Genomic DNA, 26922 nt, shown 5'->3' on the forward strand with positions numbered 1-26922 from the left:
TTAGAGAGCCACTCATTTGATAAAGATTGAAATGATTAAATTTCTGCTAATTCAGCAAACAAAGCCGGATTACGCTTAATGGCGATGAGTATTTTAGCCGCTAATCCTGTTGGGTTTCGTCGTTTAAGCTCCCAACTTTTAATGGTATCGATGCTCGTGCCTAGTGCATGGGCTAATTCGCTTTGTGAGACATTCAGTTGTTCTCGAATAGCTTTGACATCAGTAATTTCGTAACGAGTAACATTAGCGGCTTTTTGATGACCATGTTTTATTTCAACAGCTTCTTCTAAAGAGGCTTTTAATTCGTTGAATATACTCATTTTACACCTCATTTTTTAGTAATTTCGTTAGTTTCTTTAATTCTGCTTTTTCTAAGTCACTTAGCGTGTCTTTGACATTTTTTTGGTAAGCCATTATAAAATAAATAATTTCTGCTGTAGCTAGGAAGTAAATAACGCGTACACTTGCACTTTTCCCTTTATTACCTGTTGCCATCCTAATTTTACGTAGCCCACCTGTTCCTTGGATGATATCGCCTTTATCTGGCCATGCGATAAGTTCATTTTGTAATATCCTAAGTTCTTCTTGTGTGGCGATAGATTGGATTTGTTTGGTAAAAAAGCTGGTTTCAATAAATTCAATTGCGTGACTCACAGGGTTCCCTCCCTTTGTATTAATCATAAGTGTACTTTGTACACTTTTTGGCGTCAATAGTTTAATCGATTATCGGATATGAAAAATAGAATAGCGTTCATGAGGAACGCTATTCTAGATTAAGGGGAGCAGCTATAGGAGATGATGAGATTTATTTGCCTACTTGGTGGCCAATTATTCCGCCAATAGCAGCACCGCCAACGGTACCTATAGAGCTCCCGCCAGTCAGTACCGCGCCACCAACAGCACCTACACCGGCACCAATCGCTGTGTTTTTATCGCGCTTAGACATATTTGAACAGGCACTGACACTGATAGCGACAGTGGCTACCACCACAAATGATAAAATACGTTTGTTTACTGTGTTCATTTTATTGACCCTTAGTGCAGATTTAACAGTTAATAAAATATCACGATAGGTAAATTTACGAATAAGAATAATCAGGAAAAAATATGGGAAAACGCCTGCAGTTTAACGCTTAACCGAATTTGAGGTTGAAAAATAACAGACAGAGGAATAAAAGACCATAGGTATCAAAAACTATGGTCTTTTAAGAGTAGCACAAAAGTTATTATTCGGCAGGTCTAGCGACGATATTACGTGTTTCCATGCGAACTTCATTAATGGTGACATTGATAATATCATTAAGCTGATAAGCGATTTCACCTTTCACAAGAACATTACCTGTTTCTTGGCTACATTGGATTTCATCACGAACGCTATGAATGAAGGGGGCGGGAACAAATGCGACAGCTCCATTGTCGACTAAACGGACTCGTACTCCACCACGGGTGATATCAATAATTTCAGCTGGGAATTTTGTATCCGTACCTTCAAAAGGTTTTAAGTAACGAGAGTAGAGCCAATCACCAACATCGCGTTCAGCCATACGGTTTGCACGGCGGCGTTCTGCTAATTTGATTGATAACTCTTCGGAGGGTTTATCCGCGGAAGGTTTACCCGCAATAATCGACTTGATTAAACGGTGATTGACGATATCTGTGTATTTACGGATTGGTGAAGTCCATGTCGCATAAGCATCAAACCCTAAACCAAAATGCGGGCCAGGATCAGCTTTGACTTCTGCAAACGTTTGGTAGCGACGAATACGGCTATCAAGGAATTGAGTTGGCTGAGCATCTAATTGGCGACGTAGTTGACGGAAGCCTTCTAGTGTTAATAGCGATTCTGCCGTTGTTTCAATGCCATTGTCTTTTAGTGTTTGAACAACTTGGTCAATTTGCAGAGGTTCAAACCCCATATGTACATTAAATACGCCAAACCCTAGCTTTTCTTTTAGTACCGCTGCAGCACAGAGGTTAGAAGTAATCATCGCTTCTTCAACAATGCGATTAGAACTGCGGCGACGTTCGGTCACGATATCAACCACATTTCCGCTATCATCTAATACAAAGCGGTAATCAGGGCGATCTTTGAACACGAGTGCATTGTTTTCACGCCATTGCAAACGCCTGTCAGCCATTTCTTTAAGCAGTAAAATTTGTTGCTTATCAATATCATTTTCTGGCTGCCAACTACCTGTATTTTCAAGCCAATCAGAGACTTCGTCATAAACTAATTTAGTTTTTGATTCAACCCAAGCACTGAAAAATTCAATGTTATCATCAATGCGTCCATCTTCTTTGATGAGTGCAATGCAGACTAAAGCAGGGCGACGTTCATTTGGGCGCAAAGAGCATAGGTCATCTGACAATTTGCGCGGTAACATTGGAATATTAAAACCAGGCAAATAGTTGGTATATCCACGGGCTAAAGCCAGTTTATCTAGCTCGCTTCCTTCTGGGATATAGCTTGTTGGGTCAGCAATAGCGATATACAGTTTTAAGTCACCGTTATCGATTCTTTCGACATAGAGTGCGTCATCCATATCTTCAGTGCTAGCGCTGTCAATCGTCGTAAAGTGTAAGTGAGTTAAATCAACGCGTTCAATGCCTTGGTCATCTCGTTCGCTATCAACCATTTGAGGCTCATCACGGTCTAATTGGTGACGGCGTAACGTTACCCACCATGGGGCAAAATGGTCGTCACCATCGGTGATAAACTCAGTAATTTCAGCGTAGAAAGTTTTATCACCTTTTAATGGGTGGCGACGCATTTGTGCAACCACCCAATCATCTCGCTTAAATTCATGAGTAATGCCATTGACTGGGCGGCAAGAAATCATGTCCTTAAGTAAGGGATGGTCAGGGATCACAAATAAGCGGTTATCATTTTCTTTTTTTTGTATTTTCCCAACAAACCTGTCTAAGAAAGGTTCTACCAGTTCTTCTGGCTCTGCGAATTCACGGTCTTTATCTGTATGAACAGCAGCGACAACACGGTCACCGTGCATGACTTTTTTCATTTGAGGCGGTGGAATAAAATAACTTTTTTGGCCATCAACTTCGAGAAAGCCAAAGCCTTTTTCAGTGCTTTTCACCAGCCCTTCGACGCGTGGAGTCTGGGCATGTAATGTTTGTTTTAGTTGCGCGAGCAGTGGGTTGTCTTGGAACATACTTACCGTTTTATTGATGTTGGGTTTGGCTCTATTGTTACGTAAGACAAAGTCTTAGAGCAAGGAAAAAATGCGTTACAGACTAGATTCTTTATTAAAAATATCGATTATCTGTAACCTATAAAAATAGTACCGTGGTTAATCTTCTGGATAAATTTTTTCTTTAAATTCGCATAAATCTTCGATAATACAAGAGCCACAGCGAGGTTTGCGGGCAATACAAGTATAACGTCCATGCAAAATAAACCAATGGTGACAATCGACTTTAAACTCTGCTGGTACAACTTTAAGGAGTTTTTCTTCAACTTCAACGACATTCTTACCAGGGGCAAAGTTAGTGCGGTTACAGACACGGAAAATATGCGTGTCAACCGCGATAGTCGGCCAGCCAAATGCGGTATTAAGAACCACATTTGCCGTCTTGCGACCGACACCCGGTAAAGCCTCTAAGGCCTCTCGGTTTTCAGGAACTTGGCTGTTGTGTTTTTCAATCAAAATTTGGCAGGTTTTATAGACACTTTCAGCCTTGGTATTAAATAAGCCAATGGTTTTAATGTACTCTTTTATCCCATCTACACCGAGCGCCATAATAGTTTCAGGCGTATTAGCAACTGGGTAGAGCTTTGCTGTCGCTTTATTGACGCTCACATCAGTGGCTTGAGCTGATAATAAAACGGCGATTAACAGCTCAAAGGGGGAGTTAAACTCTAACTCCGTTGTAGGGTGTGGGTTGTTATCCCGTAGACGAGTTAGAATTTCAATGCGTTTTGATTTATTCATTGCTCACAAAATATCACTGTTAAGAAATATGGCTGCCGCAACCTTGCTGTTTTTCATATTCACGTTCGGGTTGGATACCGGATTGTCGTGCGGCTCTTTTTTTCATTTTTTCATCAATTAAATACTTCGCTGCTAAGAGTAGCGCGAGGCCAATAAAGGCACCAGGTGGTAGCATAGCGAGTAAAAATGGCGAATCAAGGTGTAACACTTCAATACGAAGAGAGGTGGCCCAAGACCCTAGAAGTAAGTCAGCACCATCAAATAAGGTCCCATTTCCTAAAATCTCACGAATTGAACCTAAAACAAGCAAGGTCGCCGTTGCACCTAAGCCCATGGCAAACCCATCAAGGGCTGATAGCCCAACAGGATTACGAGAAGCGTAGGCTTCTGCGCGTCCAATAACAATACAGTTGGTGACGATTAGCGGAATAAAGATCCCAAGAGATTCATATAAACCAAAAGCATATGCATTGATTAACATTTGTACTGCGCTGACAACAGACGCAATAATCATCACATAAATAGGGATTCGAATTTCCGAAGGAACCCACCTGCGTAAAGCAGAAACGGTAACATTAGTGCAAACTAAGACTAATGTTGTCGCTAAGCCTAGCCCTAATGCGTTTGTTGCTGTCGATGAAACAGCAAGAAGAGGGCAAAGCCCTAATAATTGGACTAATGCAGAGTTGTTTTTCCACAAACCTTGCATTAATAAGTCCTTAGATGAATCGCTCATTATTCGTCCCCACAGCGTGGATAATTCGATAATTGTTGTGGAATTTGTTGCATAAATACAGCGGTACGCTTAGTCGCGTTGACGACTGCTCTGGGTGTAATTGTTGCGCCAGTAAACTGATCAAATTCACCTCCATCTTTTTTAACGGCCCATTTAGGGTCATTGTCAGAGGTTATTTTTTTACCACTAAAATAGGTGATCCAATCAGATATTCGAGTCTCAATCTTGTCACCAAGCCCAGGGGTTTCATGATGTTCTGTTACGCGAGTACCTAGTACGGTACCGTGAAAATCGGTTCCAACTAATAGATGTATAGCCCCAGAGTAGCCGTCTAGTGCTGTTGTTTCTAATGCGGCAGCAACAGGTTCGCCATTTTTACGGGCGAGATACAAACGTCTAGGTTGTTTATTACCCAGTATGGCCTCATTAGTGACTAAATAACACTCTTTTGCGAGGTCGTTATCGTATAAATCACTTGGTATTACTTGGTCGAGTAGTTTTTTCTGAACAATAGCTGCTTGCTCAGCAATAGTCCCTTTCGTTAACGTGTATACAGCAGCACTAAGCGCAGTGGTTCCTGCTGCAAAGATGGCTAACGTTACCCCATGGCGTCTCATCGTGTTCAACATACGGTTATCCTTACTTATGTCCATGACCGTACGCACGAGGCTGCGTATAGTAATCAATTAATGGGACGGTAATATTGGCGAGTAACACGGCAAAGGCGACAGCGTCAGGGTAACCACCGTATACACGGATCACCCAAACAAGGAAACCGATAATCACACCAAAAATAATCCGCCCCTTAGGCGTCGTCGATGCAGTGACAGGATCAGTAGCAATAAAAAACGCCCCTAGCATAGTGGCGCCAGACAACAGATGAACCCATGGTGATGCATGTTGGCTATCATCAACTAAGTAGCTAACAATAGTTAAGACCGCTAATGTACCTAAGAATGATACAGGAATATGCCAGCTAATAATTCGGCGCTGTAATAAGAATAAACCACCGATTAAATAGCCAATATTCACCCATTGCCAACCAATACCCGCTAAGGAACCTTGTAAAATAGGTTGCTGTAAAACCTCAGAAATAGAGTGAGTCAGTAGCCCTGTTTTAAAACTATCAAGCGGGGTCGCTTGGCTCATGCCATCAATTCCCGTTCGTAGCTGTTCGAGTGTGATCCCTGTTGGCGTATGGCCACTGAGTATGATTGATAGGCTATCAAGTGCTGAAATCGACATACTCTGTAATTCATGCGGGGGTAGCCAGTTTGTCATATGAACTGGGAATGATATTAGCAAAACAACATAACCCACCATCGCGGGGTTAAAAGGGTTTTGCCCTAATCCACCATAACATTGCTTAGCAATGGTAATAGCAAAAAATGTCCCTAATACGATCATCCACCAAGGTGAGAGCGGAGGTAGGCTGATAGCTAATAATAGTGCGGTCACAATGGCTGAATTATCTTTTAGCACAGGAACTACAGGTTGCCGGCGTAAACGAATAGAAACCGCTTCTGTGATAACAGCTGTTAGCATCGCTAAAATAATTTGGTATAAGGTTCCAACGCCAAAGAAATAAACTTGAGCAGCAATACCGGGTATTGCGGCTAAAAGTACCCAAAGCATGACTAAACTGGTGCTTTGTTTGTTATGAGTAAATGGCGCGCTAGCAATTTTTAAACGGCGATTTTTCGCATCAATTGGCCTAAATTTCATCTCGTTATCACTTACTCTGTAGTCGTTTGTTCATGTTGTTTTTGTGCTTGTTTGGCTTTTACCCGCGCTATTGCTGCGGCAACGGCAATTTTCCGAGGATCGGTTTCCTCTTCAATGGGTTGTTCAGCTGCTGGGGTGAGCTCTTCTTGTGCAAGTTGTTCCGCTTGCGCCGCTTTTTTGGCTTTCGCACGGGCAATGGCGGCTGCGACAGCGGCTTTGCGCGGGTCAACTTCAGCGTCAGTTACTATATCAGCAACTGGCTCAGTTGCAGGTTGCGCTTGAGCTGCTTTTTTGGCTTTCGCACGCGCAATGGCGGCCGCAACAGCGGCTTTGCGCGGGTCCACGTCTGCTTCAGCGACTGGCTCAATTGCAGGTTGCGCTTGCGCCGCTTTTTTGGCTTTCGCACGGGCAATGGCGGCTGCGACAGCGGCTTTGCGCGGGTCCACGTCTGCATCAGTGACTGCTTCGGCAACTGGTTCAGTTGCAGGTTGCGCTTGAGCTGCTTTTTTAGCTTTCGCACGGGCAATGGCGGCTGCGACAGCGGCTTTGCGCGGGTCCACGTCTGCATCAGTGACTGCTTCGGCAACTGGCTCAGTTGTAGGTTGCGCTTGCGCCGCTTTTTTGGCTTTCGCACGTGCAATGGCGGCTGCGACAGCGGCTTTGCGCGGGTCAACGTCTGCATCATTGATTGCTTCAGCAACTGGCTCATTTGCAGGTTGCACTTGCACCGCTTTTTTGGCTTTCGCACGGGCAATGGCGGCTGCGACAGCGGCTTTGCGCGGGTCAACGTCTGCATCATTGATTGCTTCGGCGACTGGATCAATTGCAGGTTGCGCTTGCGCCGCTTTTTTAGCTTTCGCACGGGCAATGGCGGCTGCGACAGCATCTTTACGAGGATCATCCGTGGCCGCTGTGTCAACGGGCTCTGTTTGTGCATTAGCTAGTTTTTCAGCTTGTTTTGCACGGGCTTGAGCTTTACGGGCTTCGCGAGCAGCAATCACAGCACTATTGTCTGGCAGTTCACCCGAAATAATCTTAATGGGCTCCGCGGTCGCTGCTTGTTTGGTTTTAACTCGAGCCAAGGCTGCATTAACTGCATCTTTATCCGCGCTATCAACTTGTACCGCGGCTTTTTTATGGCGTTCTTCTCGTGCTTGTTTATCACGTTCCATACGCAACTGTTTTGCTTCAAAACGTAATTTAGCTTCAGCAGCTCGGCGCTCTTCTTGAGCAATTTCACGAATTTCCGCTTTTTCTTGGCGATAATATTGCACTAACGGAATATTACTTGGGCATACATAAGCACATGCACCGCACTCTATGCAGTCAAATAAATTATGTTTTTGCGCTTTTTCGTGTTCATCCCCTTTACTGAACCAATAAAGTTGCTGAGGAAGTAACGCGGCTGGGCAGGCATCGACACATAACCCACAACGAATACACGCTTCTTCTAGTGCTTTAGGTCCCATTTCTTCCATTGTGGGGACCAGTAAGCAGTTACAAATTTTTACGACAGGGACATTCAGGTCGGGTAGGGTAAAGCCCATTAAAGGCCCCCCCATAATAACCATTTGTTCTGGCTCTGGGTTAAAACCGGATTGCTGTAATAGATGTTTAACTGGAGTCCCTAAACGAGTCCAAAAATTACCCGGTTTACTGATTGCTTCTCCGGTGACAGTTACCACTCGTTCAATCAATGGCTGGCCATCAACAACCGCGCGTTTAATGGCGACCACAGTACCGACATTTTGCATCAACACACCAATTTGTGAAGAACGCGCACCAGACGGCACTTCTTTTCCTGTCAAAATTTTTGTCAGTTGTTTAGCACCACCAGATGGATATTTAGTTGGTATAACCCTAATGAATACCTGTTTATCTTGTGGCGTGATTGCATCTTTGAGTGCCTGAATAGCCTCAGGTTTATTGTCTTCAATACCAATTAATATTTGGTCAGGGTTCAATAAATGCTGTAAAACACGACAACCTTCAATGACTTCCTGTGCATGTTCTTGCATTAACCTATCATCAGCTGTGATATAAGGCTCACATTCAGCTGCATTAATGATTAATGTTTTAATCGCATCTTGACCTCCGGCCAATTTTGATGCGGTTGGGAAACCTGCACCACCGAGGCCGGCTATCCCAGCTTGTTCAATTTTTTGCAGTAATTCAGCACGGGTTAGTTGAACGTAATTAGGCTCTGGGGACAAAGTACACCATGTATCATGGCCATCGGCTGCAATACGCACACACAATTCTTTTAAACCAGAAGGGTGTGCCGTTACCATGGGTTCAATTGCAGTGATCACCCCTGAAGTTGATGCATGAACAGGTACAGTACGCCCAAGTCCTTTAGTTAATGGCTGGCCTTTTAATACTGAGTCACCAACCTGAACAATTAGTTCTCCCTCAGGGCCCAAATGTTGTTGTAATGGAATAAACAACTCATCGGGCACTGATGCAATACGCATCGGTGTCTGGCTAGATTGTAGCTTCATTTCAGGCGGATGGATCCCACCTTTGAAATCCCATATATTATCTTTTTTCAACCAATTAAAGAGCTTAAGCATGAGTTTCACCTCTTACTTTAGAGACAAGCTGTTCATTGGGTTCAACACTAATATTTTTTACAGGGATGGTGTTTAAATCCCATTTCCAATTGGCTGTAGTCGTTTTCACAGGAACAAGTTCAATACAGTCTGTAGGGCAAGGGGCGACGCATAAGTCACAGCCGGTGCACAAGTCTTCAATCACAGTGTGCATGGCGCGGGTTGCACCCACAATGGCATCAACAGGGCAAGCTTGGATGCATTTAGTACAACCAATGCAGTTTTCTTCGTCGATAATAGCAACTTTACGGACGGGGTTTTGCGCGGCTTCATCGCCATCAATCGGTTGAGGGTCGACATTAAGCAATTCAGCGATTTTCAGCATGACCTGTTCGCCACCTGGGGCGCATTTGTTGATCATTTCCCCATTATTCGCAACCGCTTCAGCGTAAGGACGGCAACCAGGGTAGCTGCATTGACCGCACTGGCTTTGAGGCAATATCGCTTCAACTTGTTCGACAATCGGGTCAGCTTCAACTTTGAAGCGTAATGAGGCATACCCTAACATCAGCCCAAATACTAGGCCAAAAACGGCTAATATACCGATAGCAATCCATACAGACATCATTAGAATTTCACCAAACCACTAAAGCCCATAAACGCGAGAGACATCAAGCCAGCGGTAATCAAGCCAATTGACGAGCCCTTAAAAGGGGCTGGAACATTGGCAACAGCTAAACGTTCGCGAATAGCGGCAAATAAAACCATCACTAATGAGAAACCCACAGCAGCGCCAAAACCGTATACGGCAGACTGCATAAAAGTATGAGACATATTAATATTTAATAAGGCAACACCAAGAACTGCACAGTTGGTGGTAATTAAAGGCAGAAAAATGCCGAGTAAACGGTAGAGCGTTGGGCTCGTTTTCCTGACCACCATTTCAGTGAACTGTACAACGACAGCAATCGCTAAAATAAAGCTTAGCGTCCGCAAATAGATGAGGTCGAGAGGAATGAGGATAAGTGTGTCAATCAACCAAGAACTGATTGACGCCAATGTCATAACAAACGTCGTTGCTAAGCCCATACCAATGGCCGGTTCGAGTTTTTTTGAGACGCCCATAAAAGGGCATAAGCCAAGGAATTTAACGAGGACGAAGTTGTTAACCAACACTGTTCCAACAAAGAGTAATAAATAATCAGTCATGCTATTGCCTGAAATGAAAAAAGAACAAAAACTGGCCGCAGCCAGTTAAACTATCATTATGATATCAAGCAATTTATATGATGCTTATCGATCTTGTGTGAAAGTCATTTTTACACGTTGGGAACGCTTGAAATAAGGGACAAAGAAACCCGCGCCAATTAAAGGCCATGCAAGGACTTGCAAAGCAGTTTCATCGTCAATAGGTGAAAAAGCGAAGGTTTTTATGCCTAATAATAATAAAATAAGCAGCCAAATAATAAAACGGCGAGGGAAATGTTTTGAACGAGAAAACATCAGTTGCAACACATGGATACTGAAAATAGTCATCCCAATAGCAATGGCGAATGACAAATACCAAGCGGCAGGAATAAAACGTGTCCAATGGTCAACAGTCGTGACAATCTCATAAAATTTAATGCAATACATGACAGTCATACTGCAAACAGCTAAAAAGGTTAATAACAAATAGATCGCTGGAACTAATAGCCAGCCAGTGATGCGGTTAGCGTCATAAACTGAAGTCATAATTAATAAAACCCATTTTGGCAAAATCGCTGGACAATTTACAATCCTATCATAGATTTATTTGCCATTTCATTCCTTCTGATGGTACTTTTTATCTCCACTTGTGTTTATCGTTGTATGAGGTCTAAATGTCTAAACCAATTAAAGTCGCGATCATCGGATATGGCTATGCAAGCAAAACATTTCATGCACCTTTCCTTGGTATTTTAGAAGGGTATGATTTGGCAACGATTTCTAGCAGTGACCCCAATAAGGTTAAGGCAGATTGGCCAAATATTCATGTTGCTGCATCTCCAGAAGCTGTTTTTGCGGATAAAGATATCGAATTAGTTGTCATTCCTACACCTAATGATACTCACTTCCCCCTTGCACAAGCGGCATTGGCAGCTGGAAAACATGTGGTTGTTGATAAACCCTTTACGTTAGATGTCTCACAGGCAGAGCAATTAAAACAACAAGCGGAGCAAGTTGGAAAACTACTGTCGGTTTATCATAACCGTCGATGGGATTCAGGTTTTTTAACCGTTAAAAAGATCTTAGAAGAAGGTAAGCTAGGGGATATTAAATACTATGAATCCCATTTTGACCGTTATCGGCCGCTAGTTAGGCAACGTTGGCGTGAAGCCGATATACCCGGAGCCGGTATTTGGTACGACTTAGGGCCACATTTGTTAGACCAAGTCTTGCAATATTTTGGTAGGCCTTTAGGGATCAACGTTGATCTTGCCATGATCCGCCCTAATGCACAGGCAGTGGATTACTTTCATGCTGTTTTGCAGTATGCAGATAAAAAAGTGGTATTACATGCAACAACATTAGCCGCTGCACCAACGCCGATATATGTAATTCATGGTATGAATGGTAGTTATGTTAAATATGGTTTAGACACCCAAGAAGACTGCTTAAAGAGCGGCCAACGTCCAGAAGGGGCTGATTGGGGAATTGATACCAACATGGGTAATGTGACGCTGTCACAAGGTGATGAGCTTATAACTCAATCTTGGCCAAACCAACGCGGAAATTATGGTGGTTATTATCAAGGGATATATGATGCGATTCGCCATGGTAAACCAAACCCAGTCACTCCGAGCGAAGCGATAGATATTATGAAACTTATTGAAGCAGGTATACGTTCGGCAAAAGAAAAACGGACAATTGAAGCAATCTTTTAATGTCATCAACGCTCACTATAAGGCCAGTTAATATAACTGGCTTTTATTATGGATAATCGAATGAATTTGCTAGCTAAACTGAGAATAGACCCATTTTTACTTATCATGATTGGCGTTGTCATTCTAGCCAGTCTTTTTCCTTGTGAAGGCGACATAAAAACGGCGTTTCAATATTTAACGACTGCTGCAATTGCATTATTGTTCTTTATGCATGGGGCTAAATTATCTCGTGAATCAATCATGGCGGGGATAGGGCACTGGCGCCTACATCTCTTGGTTTTTGCGAGTACATTCATTGTATTTCCTATCGTAGGCCTAGGGCTTGCCGTGATTGTTCCGAAATGGATGTCACCCACTGTATATATGGGCTTTTTATACCTATGTGCTTTACCTGCAACTGTACAGTCAGCCATTGCATTCACATCGGTAGCGGGGGGGAATATTGCTGCAGCTATTTGTAGTGCATCGGCGTCGAGTATTCTTGGGGTTTTTCTTTCGCCAATCTTAGTGGGCTTATTGATGGATGCTGATGGCAGCCAAGCCATGGATACGCTTAATGCGATAGGCTCCATTCTAATGCAATTGATGCTGCCATTTATTGTGGGGCATTTATCTCGGCCGCTGATTGCCAATTGGATAAACCGTAATCGCAAATTAGTTAATATGACTGACCGGTCTTCAATATTATTGGTCGTTTATGTGGCATTCAGTGAAGCGGTGGTAGAGGGGATTTGGCAGAAAATAGACGCATTTTCACTATTTATGATTGTGGTTGTCACTTGCGTTATCTTATTTATTATCATTGTATTTAATACGTTGGCTGCACGGTTGTTAGGTTTTAGCAAAGAAGATGAAATTACCATTGTGTTTTGTGGTTCGAAAAAGAGTTTAGCTAATGGAGTCCCAATGGCGAATGTGTTGTTTCCTGCTGCGACAGTGGGGGTTATTTTATTGCCATTGATGATCTTTCACCAAATACAACTGATGGTCAGCGCTGTACTTGCTCAGCGCTATGCTAAACGGTTATCGATGAAATAAGTATTCTAAGATTGAGGGGGATTAGTAACCCCTCATATTTTTGCTATTGATTTATAGGATTAGCTATATTTAGTTACAACATACAGTGGGTTTAATAATCGCTAAATTAACAACCGTACTTGTACATTGAATACAGAAGGTGAGCTAGTAAAAGGAGAGTCGTGTGTCTGTGTATAAACGTAGAAATACAATAATATAGGAAAGTGGCTTGAAAATTAAAAAGGGCATTCTAACAAATGCCCTTAAGAAATTTAAATTAACGAGTAGCAGCTTTATGTAAGAGCACTTTTTTCTCACTATCAGATAAAAATGCCATACTCAGACCATTTCGTTGTGCTTGTTCTATTTCTGCTGCCGTTAAACCAGCTTGTGGGGCAGCCACTTCATATTCATGGCGTAACTCAATACCTTGAACTGCTGGGTCATCTGTATTAATTGAAGCCATAACACCTTGTTGTAAAAAGGTTTTCAATGGGTGTTGAGCTAAGGATGGAACTGTACTTGTTTGAATATTCGACGTTAAACAGCTTTCCATGCCAATTTGATGTTTTACTAAATACTCAATTAGAGCAGGGTCTTCTATAGCTTTAACGCCATGACCAATTCGTTGTGCGCCTAATACCTTAATAGCATGCCAAATACTGTCTGCTCCAGCCGCTTCACCTGCATGAACAGTAATATTTAACCCAGTATCTCTAGCTTTAATAAAATGTGACTCAAAGAGCTCTCCAGGGAATCCGAGCTCATCTCCTGCTAAATCTAATGCGCATAAATGATCTCGATGCGCTAATAATCCTTGCAGCTCAGCTGTACAGGCTTGTTGGCCAAAAGTGCGGCTTAAAATACCAATTAAATTAATTTTAATATCAAATTGTTGGCACCCTGCACGTACACCATCAACAATGGCTTCAACTACACCTTCAACAGGCAATTGGTGCTTCATCGCCATATAGTAAGGAGAGAAACGTAGCTCTGCGTAATCGATACCAGCATTAAAGGCATCTTCAACATTCTCAAGCGCGACACGGCGACAGGCGTCCAAATCAGCTAAAACAGCGACTCCCCAATCTAGCTTTGCTAAAAAACCAACTAAGTCAGCTTCTTGTCCTATAATCTGGACGTGAGGGCGCAATGATTCAATCTCTGTAGCAGGTAATTGAATATGATGCTGTTCTGCTAAGGAGAGGATTGTTTCTGGACGAATATTGCCATCGAGGTGGCGGTGTAAATCGGTTAAAGGTAAATGTGTATTAATCACGGAATGATCCTTTATCTATTTTCTATCCTTATTTTGACTTTTATTTCATTAAAGGCAATTACGAATCACGAAAAATGTGAAACGAGATTAATTATTACATTCATATTGTGATATATATCACGTTTATTTCGTGATGTAATAAAAAAGCCAGCTAATATTAACTGGCTTTCGTCACTAGATGGTATTGAGTCAAATTAGTTAGCTGGTGCTTCTTGTGGAGCTAACTCAGGCTCAACTTCCATTTCTGGTGCTGGCTCTGCGTCTGGAGCAGGTACAGCTTCATATTCTAATGCATCTTCTGGGTTAGACATCACTTTCATCTTAGTGAGGAACTCAGCTAAGGTATATTTGTCATTATTGAATGTCAGGTCATTACCTGCAAATTTGATAGTCATAGTTAAGTCATTTTCGCTATCAATCATCCACGGTGATTTTTTCTGCTTAGCTTTTTCAGCACGTTCTTCATCAGTCATAAACATTTCTTCAAATGGAGAAGAGAACATATCTGAAGTCAGCATTTGCTGAACACCTTCAAACTCAGAAGTGATCATGCCTTTCATTTCTTTTTTAGCTTCTGCATCAACTGGTACACCTTGATCAATAATCATTGCTTGAGTCATTGATTCGATCATCATTGGTTTATTCAGTTTTAAATTGAAATCGAAAGACGTAATGAGTTGCTTGATAGCTTCATCAACTTTGTTAGACATTGCTAACGCAGTCATTTCGTCTTGGTTCCATTTATTGAATGTGATGTTTAGGTCAACTGAGCTTTGGCCAGCTTCATTTTTCCAGTAGAAAGGGCTAACCGTAAATACAGGCTTGCTTTTCATTAGCTCTGGTAATGTTGTAGACATCATCTCCATAGCTAAACGCTCTGTAGCTTCAGTAGGATCTCCACTAGCTAAACCTTGCGCTAAAGCTTCATTATATTGTTCAACGAATTTACCTAATGCTTTAGCATCTAATTTTTCAATAGCAACAGTCAATTCGCCAGAACCTAAGTTTTGCTCTAATGCTTTTAAATCAGCGATGCTATAAGAAATATTTCCTTTTACATCTTCGCCAGTAATAGAGGTATCACTTGAAATTTTGAAATCTTTAAAAGAGAATTTGGTTTCAGGGATGTTGAAATCTGTATCCGCAATAACAAATGACTGGGTTCCAGTGTAGAAGCCATATTGTGACTTTTCTACATTAGAGACTAATTTTAAACCTTTTAAAGTCATGGATTCAGAGTTATCTTTTTTACCAATAACTAAATTATCCGTCACTAAAGTTGCATCTACAGCAGCAAGGTCAGAGGTTGTTGATACATCGAACTTCGAACCACTGAATGATAATGAAACATCATCTTTCTTATATTCGATAGGGATCAGTTCTAAGCTGGTATCAATACTTTTGCTATAGCCAATAACAGCGGAACCATGAACAAAAGGTTTACCTTGTGTTGCTTCAAACAATTCTTTTGTGGTTGCGTTATTAGCTAATTCAATTTGTGTTGCTGCTAATTTAGGTAATAAATTAAACTTAGCAACTTGTGATAATGGGAATGGGCCATGATCAATATTCGTTTTGAATACAATGGAGTCGTCTGGTGAGACTGAGTCTGCAGAGGTGATTACAATATCTGCTTTAGATGAAAATACGCCTTTTTCATAATTTTCTACTTTAAAGTTCAAACCCGACTCAGGCACATTTACAGCAAAAAAATCGTTGGTTTTGAGGATTACTCTATCAAGTTCATCTTTTACTTTAGAACCTGTATACCATGAAGCACCGGTCCACACTGCACCTAGAGCAACAATAACACCAACCGCGACTAATGACTTTTTCATTATAAACATCCATCCTTTCAGTACGTTATTGCCGTACTTATAAATTTATAAAAGTTTTAAGTAACCATCTTCATGCAATAAAGACGGTTAAATACAGAATATGACACTATTTGTTAAATACTCGGGCTAGTTTACCACTGCCATTAATGGTTATGCTTTTCTCATAAGCAGGTAAGAATACAGACTCACCTGAATTAACGCATATTTCATCATTACTTGAATGCAGAACTAACTGGCCTTCAATACAGAACAAAATTGAGGCACTATTATTAGATAGCACAACTTCCGAGTGGCTTATAGAATATATATTAAATGCAAAATCTTCTACTGGAATATTATATTTCCAGATATTTCCAGATTTTTCGGGGGTGTTCAATAAATCCTTTGCAAACGTAGGCTTAAAGTCAATATTCGCAATCAACTCTGGAATATCTATATGCTTATTTGTTAACCCTGCACGCAGTACATTATCTGAATTTGCCATAACCTCTAACCCGACACCTTCTAGATAAGCATGTGGCGTTCTGGCATATAAAAACATCGCTTCACCAGGTTCTAATTCAACGATGTTAAGAAGAAGAGGGGTAAATAACCCATTATCTTCAGGATACAGACTAACCATTTGCTTTATTGAGTTCCATGGTTCACCTTGTCGGCTGTTCAATGCTGCTTTTAATACACCAAGTGCTAAATCTTTTTGTTCACCCGTTAGGTTAAGAATTTGTGCAAATAAACGTGATAATTTTTCTTCAGTGGGGTCCTGAACAAATAACTGAATATCAGGATGGGCAGCAGAAACAAAATCCAGAAGCTGAGCGATTTCATTTAGTGGGCGAAAGGCATTCATCGCTTTAAAAGGTGTTAATGCGAAGATCAGTTCAGGTTTGTGGTTATCATCTTTATAATTACGTATTGGGGAATCTAAAGGGATCCCTGCTGAATTTTCTTTGGCGAAACCAACTTCAGCATAAGTTTTGTTTGGATGCACCTGAACAGACAACGGTTGAGCAGCACATAACACCTTAAATAAATAAGGTAAACGATGATACGTCTGTGCAACATGTTGACCTAAATAAGCTTCAGGATCGCTATCAATTAAGACATTAAGTGGAATACTTTGATTTTTTTCCATATCGAGAACTTCGGAGCTTGCTTTTGGATGAGCCCCCATCCAAAGTTCAGCCATTGGTAAGTTATCGGGGTTTGAAATCCCATATAACTTAGTCAGGGCCGTTTTACTGCCCCAGTCATAGTTTTGGACTTTGTTTATCATTTTCAGCATAGCAAAATTCTCTTTTTCATAAAAATCAACTGATTTCCTTTTCACTACAATACAATAAGCTCGACCAAGTCTCATAAATGAAATTCAATTTGTGGCATTATACTGCTCGGTTATTTGCTTACCTGCAAGCAGATGATTCTAAAATCAATTATTCTGTGTATGTACCTAAGGAGATAGTAATGGCAGCCACTCGCATTGAAAAAGACTCAATGGGACCAATTGAAGTACCTGCTGACCAATTGTGGGGCGCGCAAACGCAGCGTTCTTTAGAACATTTCCGTATATCTGTAGAAAAAATGCCTGTTGCGTTGATTCACGCACTCGCTATCACAAAAAAAGCCGCTGCTAGTGTCAATATGGATCTCGGATTATTAGCTAAAGAGCGCGGCGATGCAATCATTGCTGCCGCTGACGAAGTTTTAGCTGGTAAACATCCAACGGAATTTCCTCTTGCTATTTGGCAAACAGGTTCTGGTACGCAAAGTAACATGAACATGAACGAGGTTTTAGCTAACCGTGGTAGCGAAATTCTCGGTGGCCAACGTGGTAACGATCGTCTTATTCACCCTAATGATGATGTGAATAAAAGTCAAAGTTCAAATGATGTTTTCCCAACGGCAATGCACGTTGCTGCGGTCGTCGCAATCCGCGAACATCTTCTCCCTGAACTGAAAATTTTGCATCAAACGTTAGATGCAAAAGCGAAAGAATTTAAAGATATCGTAAAAATCGGTCGTACTCACTTACAAGATGCAACTCCGCTGACGCTAGGCCAAGAAATTTCTGGTTGGGCTGCAATGTTAGCGCATAGTGAAAAACACATTGAAAACGCAGTTCCACATGTGTGTGAATTAGCGTTAGGTGGTACAGCAGTAGGGACCGGTTTAAATACTCATCCAGAGTATGCCGTTCGTGTTGCGAAAAAAATTGTAGAATTAACTGGCCAGCCATTCATTACAGCTCCGAACAAATTTGAAGCATTAGCAACCTGTGATAGCCTTGTGCACGCACACGGTGCTTTAAAAGGTTTAGCCGCTTCTCTAATGAAAATTGCGAATGATGTAAGGTGGTTAGCATCTGGCCCTCGCTGCGGTATTGGTGAAATATCTATCCCAGAAAATGAGCCAGGCAGTTCAATCATGCCAGGTAAAGTTAACCCGACACAGTGTGAAGCATTGACAATGTTATGTGCTCAAGTGATGGGGAATGATGTTGCTGTGAACATTGGTGGGGCTTCAGGTAATTTTGAGCTGAATGTATTCCGCCCAATGTTAATTGATAATTTCTTACAATCTGTTCGCTTGTTAGCTGATGGTATGCGTAGCTTTAATGAGCACTGTGCGATTGGAATTGAACCAAATCGTGAGCGCATTGATAAATTACTTCATGAATCGTTAATGTTAGTAACTGCTTTAAATACCCACATCGGGTACGATAAAGCGGCAGAAATTGCTAAAAAAGCACACAAAGAAGGGCTGACGCTGAAAGAATCTGCACTGAAACTAAACTATTTAACTGAAGAACAGTTCAATGATTGGGTTCGTCCAGAAGATATGGTTGGCAGCATGAAATCTTAAGCTAGCTTATTAAACTGGCTTTATATAACACCCATACTGTTTTACAGATGGGTGTTTTTTTAGCGTTCAATATACAAATTTAATCGAGGAATTAATAATTCAACCTGTTTTGCTTTAGGTCGATTACGAATAGCAATGTTATTTGCATGGTAATCGGGGAGCTCACCGATTTTAATTTCTGCTACTGTTTTTTCGAGCGCAAAAACGAATAAAGGTGTTGCACAGGCAAACTGCGTTTGTTTCTGTTGCTCTTTATCCCACACTCGAGCTATTGGCTGAACTTTGACAGGGCGTTGAGTTTTCAGAACCGCATTATGAGGTAGGGAATCAATTAGCCGAATTTCATTTTCCAGTTGTAAAAGCCAATGTTCTTTAGGTAAATGAAGAGGGCAGCGGCCACTATCTATACTTGCTTGTAAACGGTCTAGTACTGTATCTTTGGTCACTTTATTGATAACTTTTTTATTCGCCCAGCCAAAATTAACTGTATCGACATCAACCAATGAGGTGAGGGTACGATAGGTATTTAATGTCAGCAGTCCGTGTAAACTGTCACGGATAAAGTCGAATCGATGAGGTTCATTCACTTGTGTGACAATTGCCTTTATATGCATCTTTAACTCATTAATCTTTAATATTAACGAATTAAAGTCACGATATGTCTGTAAATGAGTTTGTATGCATATAACGCCAGGTAAGCGGATAGCGGCTTTATTGCTAATTTTTTCGGATTTATTCTGCAAAAATAATAAGTTAATTAACTTTATTGCTTCACTCACAGCATCATGACCCGCTAGTGTATGTACTGAAATTTGTTCTATTTCATTATTTTCCTCACCTTTAATAACTGAAGGTAACTGAAATACATGGGCTGTAAATGGAACCTGTTTTGATTGTTCCAGCAGCAAGAGGCTAAATTGGTTTATCCGTGACTCCAATTCATTGAACGTATCAATCAAATCTTGTTTTATAGTCATTTAGTTACAACATTCAAATGGGTGATAACTATAATTACCATTAACTATCGAGCTTATCAATAATAAAACGAAGCTTAAAAGGGCAAGTGGGTATTTTAACACTTGTCCTTTTCTTGTATATAACTTTACTTTTACGTTAATTTATTTCTGTATCAATGACTTGGTAAAATGCATTTGGTGTATCATATATCGTCCAAATGGCTAAGATTACATGGTAACCATTTTGATTTTTCGGTAATACACAGTTGTGTTCCACAATTTCCCCTGGAGTTTCTACACGTTCAAATTTACAAAATGGGGTTAGTGTAAATTGATTACGCGATAATAGGGCATTTGGCTGCCAGTCAGGCTTAGTTATGAAATATTCCCATTTTGTCGTTTTATGTTTTGCCGTGATGCGCCATTTAAACTTAACATTAGGTGAATTTAAAATAACCCGTTTCCATCGGTTCGTAGTTTGTATGTCTAAGGGAGAAAAAGCACCAATACCAGCGCTAGCAATTTTTCCATCAGCTGGGCCGTATTGGGGGAAGCCTTTTTGGCCTTCAATCGATTGCGGCTCATATTGCACTGGCCCACAGTGAGTATTTATACCTTGTTTGCAGTAATATGAGCGACTTTCAGGGGATTCGACATAGCCATGGGACCAAACAAAAGAACTACAACAAAAGAGCAATGATGCAAATAAAAATAGTTTTAGTGAGAATGGTTTCATTGAGTTTCCTCGTAATTAATAGACATTTTCATCATCTACTAATCACGAGGAGGAGCGGTAGCTTAACCTTTATTAGTTCCTAACCTATTGGTTATAACAAATTGATTTCAAACGGTAAGCAATGATAATGCCGATAAATAATATTCCAGCGATAAATAAAGCAACTCCATTCCAACCGAAGTGTTGCCAAAATAAGCCACCAACCGTACCTGCAATACTTGACCCTGCGTAATAACTAAATAAATACAAGGAAGACGCTTGGCCACGTGCTCGTTTAGCTCTGCGTCCCACCCAGCTACTAGCTACAGAGTGTGCTGCAAAAAAACCCGTTGTCAGTATTGTCATTCCAAGTAAAACTAACCAAACATTTGAATGTAATGTGACTAAAATACCAACTAACATCATACTGATGGACGCTATGAGTACTTGTCCAAGTCCATATTTGTGAATTAGGCTTCCTGTTTTAGTCGCACTGTAAGTCCCTGTTAAATAAATAACGGATAACAAGCCGACAGTAGACTGAGAAAAAGAGTAAGGCGCTTCAAGTAAGCGATATCCAATGTAGTTGTACATTGTGACAAAGCCCCCCATCAAAACAAAGCCTTCAATAAATAGAAAAGGTAAGCCTTTGTCTCTAAAATGTAGATGCAAATTAACCCACAGATTCTTAGGTTTTAAAGAACTCGCCCGGAAGTGCTGAGAAGGGGGCAATAAGCGCCAAAAGCCAATAGCCGCGATCAAAGCTAACGAACCTAAAATTACCACGGCAACACGCCATGAATAAAAATCAGCGATCACTCCCGTCACCAAACGGCCGCTCATTCCACCCAATGAATTACCACTAATATATAAGCCCATGGATAGTGCAACATAGCTTGGATGGATCTCTTCGCTTAAATAGGTCATTGCAACCGCGGCAACACCACTTAGCGACAAACCAACTAATGCTCTCGCAATTAAGATCCCTTGCCAACTCTGCATGACGGAACTAAGTAGCGTAAATAATGCGGCACAGGTCAATGCAATCACCATCACATTTTTTCGACCTATTGCATCTGAAATTGGCCCTGTAATTAATAAACCTAATGCCATCAAGCCAGTACTCAGTGATAATGATAAGCTTGCAGTGGCAGGGGAAATATTAAAATCCTCTGACAGCATAGGCAAAATTGGCTGCACAAAATACAGTAATGCAAATGTGGCAAAACCCACCGTAAAAAAAGATAAAGTCACACGTAAATACAGCGCATCATCTCTTTGTATGTAATGTTTTTTTTGTGTGGTATTTCCTTGCTGGGGTGCCCTTATTCCTTCGTTAGGTTGCTCAGATGTAAGACTATTCTGTGAGTGTTCCATGTATATTCCTTGTCATACCAACACGTTTGATTTCGATCAAAGAATAGAAACTTTCTATTTTTTTGTCTAATATATTAATCATTAACAATGATATTTTAAACATATCAATGATATCGAGAAAACGATGAGTATAGAACTTAGGCACCTGCGGTACTTTATTGCTGTCGCTGAAGAGCTCCATTTTGGCAAGGCTGCTGAACGTTTACATATTTCACAGCCCCCGTTAAGCCAACAAATACAAATACTTGAAGAGAAAATTAATGCAAAACTGTTAGAAAGGAATAATCGAAATGTTGCCTTAACGCCAGCAGGCACGATGTTTTTAAAAGAAGCGTATCAAATTTTAGCGCAAGTCGATGCAGCTGCGACAAAAGCGGCTCGCATGGAAAAAGGCGAACTTGGGGAGTTGTCCATTGGATTTACTTCAACTACGCCGTTTATGCACAAGGTCACAATGAGTTTACGGCAATATCGGGAAACATACCCAGAGGTTTCTATTCATATGCACCAAATGAATACGAAACAACAGATTGCACCATTAATTACGGGGCGAATTGATTTTGGCATTATGAGAAATACGGTGTTACCAGAGCAATTGGATTACCAGCTATTATTTAAAGAGCCATTTATGGTCGCTGTCTATGAAGGGCACCCATTGTTAGAATTTATTGATGTTGGTGTCGATATTCAACAGCTTGCTGATTATCCTTTTATTTTCTTTGAACGTGATGTCGGTACTGCGTTATATGATGAAATAAACCAATTGTTAACATCTGCAGGGGTGGTACCGACCATTTCTCAAGAAGCAGGGGAAGCAATGACTATCTTGGGGTTAGTTGCCGCAGGTATGGGAATTTCCGTAATTACAGAATCATTCACACGTATGAAAATTGATGGTGTGAAATACTTAAAACTCACAAATATTAATGCTTCATCTGAAGTCTGGTTAGTCTACAATACGCGTAGAGCATTACCTGCTGTCGCCAAAAAATTAACAAATCTTTTGATGGCCAATATTGTTGGTCAACAAAAGTGAGTAAGCTCACACTTTCAATGCAAACGAAATCATTCATACACAGATTAAGGCATAATAACTCATTGCTTTATAAAGGAATTGAATTATTACCATGGTGAATCAAACAGGCCATATTGACCAAATCAAACAATTAAATACGGGGATTGTATATCGTATCATTGATCAGCATGGTCCAATTTCGCGTATTGCCTTATCAAAACAAGCGCAGCTTGCGCCTGCAAGTATCACTAAAATTACACGCGAGCTTATGGATGCCCACTTAATCAAAGAATTAGAGTTTCCTGTACTCGGTTTACGTGGACGCCCAGCGATAGGGCTAGTGATTGAAAGTGAAGGGTGGCAATTTCTAGCGATCCGTATTGAAGAGCAGAAACTTACCATTTCCCTGAAAGAAATTAATGCGGTTACCTTAGCGCAAACAGAATATCCATTTACACCGCTAGGGAATAGCGAATTTATGGATTCACTTTCTGAATTAATTAGTCAATTTTTTGCTAGTCATCAAAACATATTAGAAAGAGTCACCGCCATTAGCATTCTTATTGATGGTATTTTAGATCCCCATACCGGTGTTATTTATCAGCATCCTTCTTTTAAAATCCATCAATTGGCCATTGCGGAACACCTTACCAAGCAAACGGGTTTACCCACCTATTTACATCCGCCAGTGGATGCGTTGGCGTTAATGGACCACTTTTCTCATCAGGAGAAAAGAAAAGCAAAAAACATCATTTACTTACAGCTACAAGATGTTGTTAATGTCATGGTGTTAAACCATGGAACAGCCTTAGATGCGAATACCCGTCGACCTATTTTGTTTGGCCATACCCAATGTGAGCCATACCAACATAACTTTTGCTATTGCGGTAGCAACGATTGCTTAGAAACAAAAACGTCCATTCCTGCAATATTGCGGCAAGCTAATAATTTCCTAATAAACTACCCTGATTCTTTTTTGCATCAACACGATATTTCAATTGAAAAAATTTGCGCTGGAGCAACATTAAACGACAGACTTTGTGTTTACCTTATTAATCAAGTTGCCCAGCAATTAGCTAAACCATTAGCACTGATGGTGAATTTATTTGGTAGTGAGTTAATTTTAGTCAATTCACCTTTGAATCAAGGTTCTGAGCTGTTTTTAAAATGTTTACATGACCATATAAATAAATACGCAGTTCCTCTGTATTCATCCAATTTATCGATAGAAAAATCTTTATTTACAGTAAAGGAGAGTGAAACATCATTAATACAGAGAGAATTATATGATGGTTCACTGCTACTACAACTATTACAAGGTTAAAACAATTCGATAATATTTATACTATCGTACACAAAATTGAGCTAACGCAAACTTCTCACTTACCCATTCCAATAAACTGAATCCATATCATTTTTGCAGCTTATTGCTGTATAAGTCTGTCACTTCAGGATAGAAAAAGACCATGATCAATCTATTTGTTACCGGGACAGATACAGATGTCGGGAAGACAGTATCGACGCTTGCCATCTTGCAAGCACTAAATAACCAAGGAATTAAAGCAGTGGGCTATAAGCCTATTGCAGATCAATGCATTGATACCCCTGAAGGAATCAGAAATAAAGATGCATTACTCATCCACAGTGTTTCTAAAGACCTTGTTTCTTATGATGAAGTTAACCCTGTGCGTATTACAGACAATTACAGCCATGAAAATAGCATTGATTTTAATAAAATAAAGCATGGTCTAGACCATTTACATCATCAATGTGACATGGTTGTTATCGAGGGTAATGGGGGATGGCGCTATCTACTTGATGACAATACTTTTTATGCAGACTGGTTAAAAGGTCAACCTGTTGGTGTGATCTTAGTCGTCGGCATTCAACATGGTTGTGTTAATCACGCATTACTAACAGCGGATGCAATTCGAGCTGATGGCTTGCCATTAATTGGTTGGATGGCAAACCGCATCAATCCAGGATTGGCGCACTACGCACAAATCATTGAACGGTTACAACATCATATTAAGGCACCATTAATTGGGGAGATCCCGTATTTATTGCGGCCAGAAGAAAGAGAGTTAGGGCATTACCTTAATACAGATAAACTACAAGAACTTATTACCATTCCTAACTAAGCACGTTACGAACTAAGTAAGTTATTAATCAAAAAATAGGGCGCCATCATGAGTAGCGCCCTGTTTTTTACTTATAACTTATAATTAATGACGGGTATAAATGATTTTATAAGAATCATTTTGGCAGTGGCCGACGACTTGGCCTTTAGACGCGTCAACTTCATCATTAGGCACTGCAACCAAACTAAAGTTATCTGCAGGAACACCATTATTGATAATCTTTTGTTTGATTTCCTCAATTACGCTTTCACATGAAGCTTGCGCGAAAGCTGGTGCTAGCACCAGTGCAAATAAGGGTAACAATAATTTCTTTTTCATCTTCTCTCCTTGATCAACAGCTCCATAAAACAACCTATAAGGTTATGGATTATTAATTGGACGGCCATTACTTACGTCAAGGCAACGTTTAGTGCTCGGTTCCCAGTAAGCATTTAGATTGAGGCTTTTCTCGCATTTATCTTTTGCATCAAAAGCCTGATCTACTTTATCAAACTCTTTTTCGGTACGAGTATTAACCTTTTTGCGCAACATACGGGTATCATCCCATTGTTCCTTTTCTTGGCGCGCTTGCTCTTTATTAAGAGAGTCATCACCTTGACCTACTGAAACACACGTACTGCCTGCAGTACATGATGTCGTTGATTGTGCAGCGGAAGATGATGTAGCCCAAAGTAAAGGGAGACAGAAACATATTGCAGTTAAGCCAGTTTTCAACATTTTATGTGAATTCATGTAAATTCCTTACCAAACAGGACCGATAATCCCAGTATAGCTAAAAGTGTATCAGTACGTCTGTATAGAATAGTACTAAAAATTAAAGTTGTTTATATACGGTTAAACCAGCAAAAGTTTGGCAAACAGGCATCAATTCTAATGTATTTACATTCATGTGAGCCGGTAGAGTAGCAACCCAATAGACTGTTTCAGCAATATCTTCAGGGGTCAGAGCATCTGCACCTTGATAAGTGCTAGCTGCTTTATCGTCATCCCCTTTAAAGCGAATATTTGAGAACTCTGTACCACCAACGAGGCCCGGCTCGATATCGGTAACTCGAATTTTTTTCCCTTGTAAATCAGCACGCAAGCCAAGTGAAAATTGTTTCACAAAGGCTTTGGTTGCACCATAAACATTACCACCTTTGTAAGGCCAGCTCGCTGCAGTTGAGCCAATATTAATAATATGACCGTGGTTATTAGCAACCATGCCTTGCAATACCTCGTAAGTCATATTAACTAAACCTTTGGTATTCGTATTAATCATCACATCCCAATCGTCAGGATTGGCATCAAACGCCGGTTCTAAGCCTAAAGCCAAACCGGCATTATTAACTAAAATATCAATATGTTTGAGGTGTGCAGGTAAATTTGCAATCGCATCTTGGATGGCTGTTCTATCTTGGATATCCAATGTTAAAGGGTAAAATTTATCACCTAACTCTTGATGGAGAGCATCTAAACGCTCAGTTCTACGTCCTGTTCCAATAACGGTGTAATTATGTTTGATAAATCTGCGAGCAATTGATTCACCAAAACCAGAAGAAGCACCTGTTACTAAAATAATCATGGAAACCTCATAGTTATAATTGTCGTGTCAGTGTGGGTTTATTCTAACGCCATCGAAAAAGAACTACAAAAATTGTTACAACCCTAATATCTGTTTATCTTTTGGGTAGCTCAACGAATAACTAAATGAAATTTGCTTTTCTTCATTCGGTTCTAAGGCAATATCCCATGTTATTTCACCAGTGCTTTTATTGGGGGTTGTGTGCCCATTTCATCGAAAAGTCCAAAGTTTGCTCCTAGCCCTGTAATATCAAGGGCTACAGATAGTGTGTTATACGACAGTATTAACACTT

At 40.6% G+C, this 26922-nt stretch carries 27 protein-coding genes; 6 read left to right on the plus strand and 21 right to left on the minus strand.

Annotated elements, in window-relative coordinates; all coding sequences use genetic code 11:
* Nucleotides 1–35: 35 nt before the first annotated feature.
* The 12 genes from nadS to G6Q48_RS05820 form a co-directional block, all read right to left on the minus strand.
* Nucleotides 36–320 (minus strand): NadS family protein, encoded by a 285-nt coding sequence (nadS, locus tag G6Q48_RS05765; RefSeq protein ID WP_166264948.1) that lies wholly within the window; start codon nt 318–320, stop codon nt 36–38.
* Between the two features lies 1 nt (nt 321).
* On the minus strand, nt 322–654 hold the full coding sequence (locus tag G6Q48_RS05770; RefSeq protein ID WP_166264951.1) for a type II toxin-antitoxin system RelE/ParE family toxin: 333 nt from the start codon (nt 652–654) through the stop codon (nt 322–324).
* 151 nt (nt 655–805) lie between these two features.
* Complete coding sequence (gene osmB / locus G6Q48_RS05775; RefSeq protein ID WP_102138608.1) at nt 806–1024, minus strand: osmotically-inducible lipoprotein OsmB; 219 nt, start codon at nt 1022–1024, stop codon at nt 806–808.
* Nucleotides 1025–1226: 202 nt separating this feature from the next.
* A complete protein-coding gene (locus G6Q48_RS05780; RefSeq protein WP_166264954.1) occupies nt 1227–3170 on the minus strand; it encodes an exoribonuclease II in 1944 nt (647 codons plus the stop codon).
* Nucleotides 3171–3308: 138 nt separating this feature from the next.
* A complete protein-coding gene (nth, locus tag G6Q48_RS05785; protein WP_102138606.1) occupies nt 3309–3950 on the minus strand; it encodes an endonuclease III in 642 nt (213 codons plus the stop codon).
* Nucleotides 3951–3969: 19 nt separating this feature from the next.
* Nucleotides 3970–4686 carry an electron transport complex subunit E gene (locus G6Q48_RS05790; RefSeq protein ID WP_102138605.1) on the minus strand — a complete coding sequence of 239 codons (717 nt, stop codon included), beginning with the start codon at nt 4684–4686 and terminating at the stop codon, nt 3970–3972.
* Nucleotides 4686–5315, minus strand: a complete 630-nt coding sequence (rsxG, locus tag G6Q48_RS05795) for an electron transport complex subunit RsxG (protein WP_102138604.1) — start codon at nt 5313–5315, stop codon at nt 4686–4688. The genes G6Q48_RS05790 and rsxG overlap by 1 nt, the downstream gene beginning before the upstream one ends.
* 10 nt (nt 5316–5325) lie before the next feature.
* Nucleotides 5326–6411 carry an electron transport complex subunit RsxD gene (gene rsxD / locus G6Q48_RS05800; RefSeq protein WP_166264957.1) on the minus strand — a complete coding sequence of 362 codons (1086 nt, stop codon included), beginning with the start codon at nt 6409–6411 and terminating at the stop codon, nt 5326–5328.
* Between the two features lie 11 nt (nt 6412–6422).
* Nucleotides 6423–8984 carry an electron transport complex subunit RsxC gene (rsxC, locus tag G6Q48_RS05805; protein WP_166264960.1) on the minus strand — a complete coding sequence of 854 codons (2562 nt, stop codon included), beginning with the start codon at nt 8982–8984 and terminating at the stop codon, nt 6423–6425.
* On the minus strand, nt 8977–9591 hold the full coding sequence (gene rsxB / locus G6Q48_RS05810; protein ID WP_102138601.1) for an electron transport complex subunit RsxB: 615 nt from the start codon (nt 9589–9591) through the stop codon (nt 8977–8979). Before rsxB ends, rsxC begins: the two co-directional genes overlap by 8 nt.
* Nucleotides 9591–10172 (minus strand): electron transport complex subunit RsxA, encoded by a 582-nt coding sequence (rsxA, locus tag G6Q48_RS05815; protein WP_004910983.1) that lies wholly within the window; start codon nt 10170–10172, stop codon nt 9591–9593. Before rsxA ends, rsxB begins: the two co-directional genes overlap by 1 nt.
* A gap of 84 nt (nt 10173–10256) precedes the next feature.
* Nucleotides 10257–10697 (minus strand): DUF2569 domain-containing protein, encoded by a 441-nt coding sequence (locus G6Q48_RS05820; RefSeq protein ID WP_102138600.1) that lies wholly within the window; start codon nt 10695–10697, stop codon nt 10257–10259.
* A gap of 128 nt (nt 10698–10825) precedes the next feature.
* Here G6Q48_RS05820 and G6Q48_RS05825 point away from each other — a divergent pair, with 128 nt between their 5' ends.
* Nucleotides 10826–11869, plus strand: coding sequence for an oxidoreductase (locus G6Q48_RS05825; RefSeq protein ID WP_102138599.1), 1044 nt, complete (start codon nt 10826–10828; stop codon nt 11867–11869).
* A gap of 60 nt (nt 11870–11929) precedes the next feature.
* Nucleotides 11930–12907, plus strand: a complete 978-nt coding sequence (locus tag G6Q48_RS05830) for a bile acid:sodium symporter family protein (RefSeq protein WP_102138598.1) — start codon at nt 11930–11932, stop codon at nt 12905–12907.
* A 256-nt stretch (nt 12908–13163) separates the two neighbouring features.
* On the opposite strand, the gene add is transcribed toward G6Q48_RS05830, so the two are convergent.
* From add to manA, 3 genes are all read right to left on the minus strand, one after another.
* On the minus strand, nt 13164–14165 hold the full coding sequence (gene add / locus G6Q48_RS05835; protein ID WP_166264963.1) for an adenosine deaminase: 1002 nt from the start codon (nt 14163–14165) through the stop codon (nt 13164–13166).
* Nucleotides 14166–14359: 194 nt separating this feature from the next.
* Nucleotides 14360–16003: a YdgA family protein gene (locus tag G6Q48_RS05840; RefSeq protein ID WP_166264966.1), complete on the minus strand. Its 1644-nt coding sequence runs from the start codon at nt 16001–16003 to the stop codon at nt 14360–14362.
* Between the two features lie 106 nt (nt 16004–16109).
* Nucleotides 16110–17285, minus strand: a complete 1176-nt coding sequence (gene manA / locus G6Q48_RS05845) for a mannose-6-phosphate isomerase (RefSeq protein ID WP_166264969.1) — start codon at nt 17283–17285, stop codon at nt 16110–16112.
* A 179-nt stretch (nt 17286–17464) separates the two neighbouring features.
* Here manA and fumC point away from each other — a divergent pair, with 179 nt between their 5' ends.
* Nucleotides 17465–18862: a class II fumarate hydratase gene (gene fumC / locus G6Q48_RS05850; protein ID WP_166264972.1), complete on the plus strand. Its 1398-nt coding sequence runs from the start codon at nt 17465–17467 to the stop codon at nt 18860–18862.
* A gap of 59 nt (nt 18863–18921) precedes the next feature.
* Here fumC and tus read toward each other — a convergent pair whose 3' ends face one another.
* From tus to G6Q48_RS05865, 3 genes are all read right to left on the minus strand, one after another.
* Nucleotides 18922–19839, minus strand: coding sequence for a DNA replication terminus site-binding protein (gene tus, locus G6Q48_RS05855; RefSeq protein WP_166264975.1), 918 nt, complete (start codon nt 19837–19839; stop codon nt 18922–18924).
* A 136-nt stretch (nt 19840–19975) separates the two neighbouring features.
* Nucleotides 19976–20554 carry a lytic polysaccharide monooxygenase gene (locus tag G6Q48_RS05860; RefSeq protein ID WP_166264978.1) on the minus strand — a complete coding sequence of 193 codons (579 nt, stop codon included), beginning with the start codon at nt 20552–20554 and terminating at the stop codon, nt 19976–19978.
* Between the two features lie 84 nt (nt 20555–20638).
* The gene (locus G6Q48_RS05865) at nt 20639–21910 is read right to left on the minus strand and encodes an MFS transporter (RefSeq protein WP_166264981.1); all 1272 of its coding nucleotides are present in this window, start codon (nt 21908–21910) and stop codon (nt 20639–20641) included.
* A gap of 124 nt (nt 21911–22034) precedes the next feature.
* On the opposite strand from G6Q48_RS05865, the gene G6Q48_RS05870 reads away from it, so the two are divergent.
* The 3 genes from G6Q48_RS05870 (at nt 22035) to bioD (ending at nt 25066) form a co-directional block, all read left to right on the plus strand.
* Nucleotides 22035–22946, plus strand: coding sequence for a LysR family transcriptional regulator (locus G6Q48_RS05870; protein ID WP_102138592.1), 912 nt, complete (start codon nt 22035–22037; stop codon nt 22944–22946).
* A gap of 91 nt (nt 22947–23037) precedes the next feature.
* Nucleotides 23038–24249 carry an ROK family protein gene (locus G6Q48_RS05875; RefSeq protein ID WP_166264984.1) on the plus strand — a complete coding sequence of 404 codons (1212 nt, stop codon included), beginning with the start codon at nt 23038–23040 and terminating at the stop codon, nt 24247–24249.
* A gap of 142 nt (nt 24250–24391) precedes the next feature.
* Nucleotides 24392–25066, plus strand: a complete 675-nt coding sequence (gene bioD / locus G6Q48_RS05880) for a dethiobiotin synthase (protein ID WP_102138590.1) — start codon at nt 24392–24394, stop codon at nt 25064–25066.
* An 84-nt stretch (nt 25067–25150) separates the two neighbouring features.
* Here bioD and G6Q48_RS05885 read toward each other — a convergent pair whose 3' ends face one another.
* The 3 genes from G6Q48_RS05885 to ydfG all read right to left on the minus strand — a co-directional run bounded on the left by G6Q48_RS05885 (nt 25151) and on the right by ydfG (nt 26630).
* Nucleotides 25151–25384 carry a DUF1161 domain-containing protein gene (locus G6Q48_RS05885; RefSeq protein WP_102138589.1) on the minus strand — a complete coding sequence of 78 codons (234 nt, stop codon included), beginning with the start codon at nt 25382–25384 and terminating at the stop codon, nt 25151–25153.
* Between the two features lie 42 nt (nt 25385–25426).
* Nucleotides 25427–25798, minus strand: a complete 372-nt coding sequence (locus G6Q48_RS05890; protein ID WP_102138588.1) for a DUF1283 family protein — start codon at nt 25796–25798, stop codon at nt 25427–25429.
* A gap of 82 nt (nt 25799–25880) precedes the next feature.
* Nucleotides 25881–26630, minus strand: coding sequence for a bifunctional NADP-dependent 3-hydroxy acid dehydrogenase/3-hydroxypropionate dehydrogenase YdfG (ydfG, locus tag G6Q48_RS05895; protein WP_166264987.1), 750 nt, complete (start codon nt 26628–26630; stop codon nt 25881–25883).
* Nucleotides 26631–26922 lie beyond the last annotated feature (292 nt).

Origin of the sequence: Providencia sp. M-27 (assembly GCF_011077905.1) — a bacterium.
In the GTDB taxonomy this organism is placed as follows: Bacteria; Pseudomonadota; Gammaproteobacteria; order Enterobacterales; family Enterobacteriaceae; genus Providencia; species Providencia huaxiensis.

Coding starts and splice junctions, on each gene's coding strand:
- nadS (WP_166264948.1), bottom strand. CDS start 320: ATGAGTATATTCAACGAATTAAAAGCCTCTTTAGAAGAAGCTGTTGAA.
- osmB (WP_102138608.1), bottom strand. CDS start 1,024: ATGAACACAGTAAACAAACGTATTTTATCATTTGTGGTGGTAGCCACT.
- G6Q48_RS05780 (WP_166264954.1), bottom strand. CDS start 3,170: ATGTTCCAAGACAACCCACTGCTCGCGCAACTAAAACAAACATTACAT.
- nth (WP_102138606.1), bottom strand. CDS start 3,950: ATGAATAAATCAAAACGCATTGAAATTCTAACTCGTCTACGGGATAAC.
- G6Q48_RS05790 (WP_102138605.1), bottom strand. CDS start 4,686: ATGAGCGATTCATCTAAGGACTTATTAATGCAAGGTTTGTGGAAAAAC.
- rsxG (WP_102138604.1), bottom strand. CDS start 5,315: ATGTTGAACACGATGAGACGCCATGGGGTAACGTTAGCCATCTTTGCA.
- rsxD (WP_166264957.1), bottom strand. CDS start 6,411: ATGAAATTTAGGCCAATTGATGCGAAAAATCGCCGTTTAAAAATTGCT.
- rsxC (WP_166264960.1), bottom strand. CDS start 8,984: ATGCTTAAGCTCTTTAATTGGTTGAAAAAAGATAATATATGGGATTTC.
- rsxB (WP_102138601.1), bottom strand. CDS start 9,591: ATGATGTCTGTATGGATTGCTATCGGTATATTAGCCGTTTTTGGCCTA.
- rsxA (WP_004910983.1), bottom strand. CDS start 10,172: ATGACTGATTATTTATTACTCTTTGTTGGAACAGTGTTGGTTAACAAC.
- G6Q48_RS05820 (WP_102138600.1), bottom strand. CDS start 10,697: ATGACTTCAGTTTATGACGCTAACCGCATCACTGGCTGGCTATTAGTT.
- G6Q48_RS05825 (WP_102138599.1), top strand. CDS start 10,826: ATGTCTAAACCAATTAAAGTCGCGATCATCGGATATGGCTATGCAAGC.
- G6Q48_RS05830 (WP_102138598.1), top strand. CDS start 11,930: ATGAATTTGCTAGCTAAACTGAGAATAGACCCATTTTTACTTATCATG.
- G6Q48_RS05840 (WP_166264966.1), bottom strand. CDS start 16,003: ATGAAAAAGTCATTAGTCGCGGTTGGTGTTATTGTTGCTCTAGGTGCA.
- manA (WP_166264969.1), bottom strand. CDS start 17,285: ATGCTGAAAATGATAAACAAAGTCCAAAACTATGACTGGGGCAGTAAA.
- fumC (WP_166264972.1), top strand. CDS start 17,465: ATGGCAGCCACTCGCATTGAAAAAGACTCAATGGGACCAATTGAAGTA.
- tus (WP_166264975.1), bottom strand. CDS start 19,839: ATGACTATAAAACAAGATTTGATTGATACGTTCAATGAATTGGAGTCA.
- G6Q48_RS05860 (WP_166264978.1), bottom strand. CDS start 20,554: ATGAAACCATTCTCACTAAAACTATTTTTATTTGCATCATTGCTCTTT.
- G6Q48_RS05865 (WP_166264981.1), bottom strand. CDS start 21,910: ATGGAACACTCACAGAATAGTCTTACATCTGAGCAACCTAACGAAGGA.
- G6Q48_RS05870 (WP_102138592.1), top strand. CDS start 22,035: ATGAGTATAGAACTTAGGCACCTGCGGTACTTTATTGCTGTCGCTGAA.
- G6Q48_RS05875 (WP_166264984.1), top strand. CDS start 23,038: ATGGTGAATCAAACAGGCCATATTGACCAAATCAAACAATTAAATACG.
- bioD (WP_102138590.1), top strand. CDS start 24,392: ATGATCAATCTATTTGTTACCGGGACAGATACAGATGTCGGGAAGACA.
- G6Q48_RS05885 (WP_102138589.1), bottom strand. CDS start 25,384: ATGAAAAAGAAATTATTGTTACCCTTATTTGCACTGGTGCTAGCACCA.
- G6Q48_RS05890 (WP_102138588.1), bottom strand. CDS start 25,798: ATGAATTCACATAAAATGTTGAAAACTGGCTTAACTGCAATATGTTTC.
- ydfG (WP_166264987.1), bottom strand. CDS start 26,630: ATGATTATTTTAGTAACAGGTGCTTCTTCTGGTTTTGGTGAATCAATT.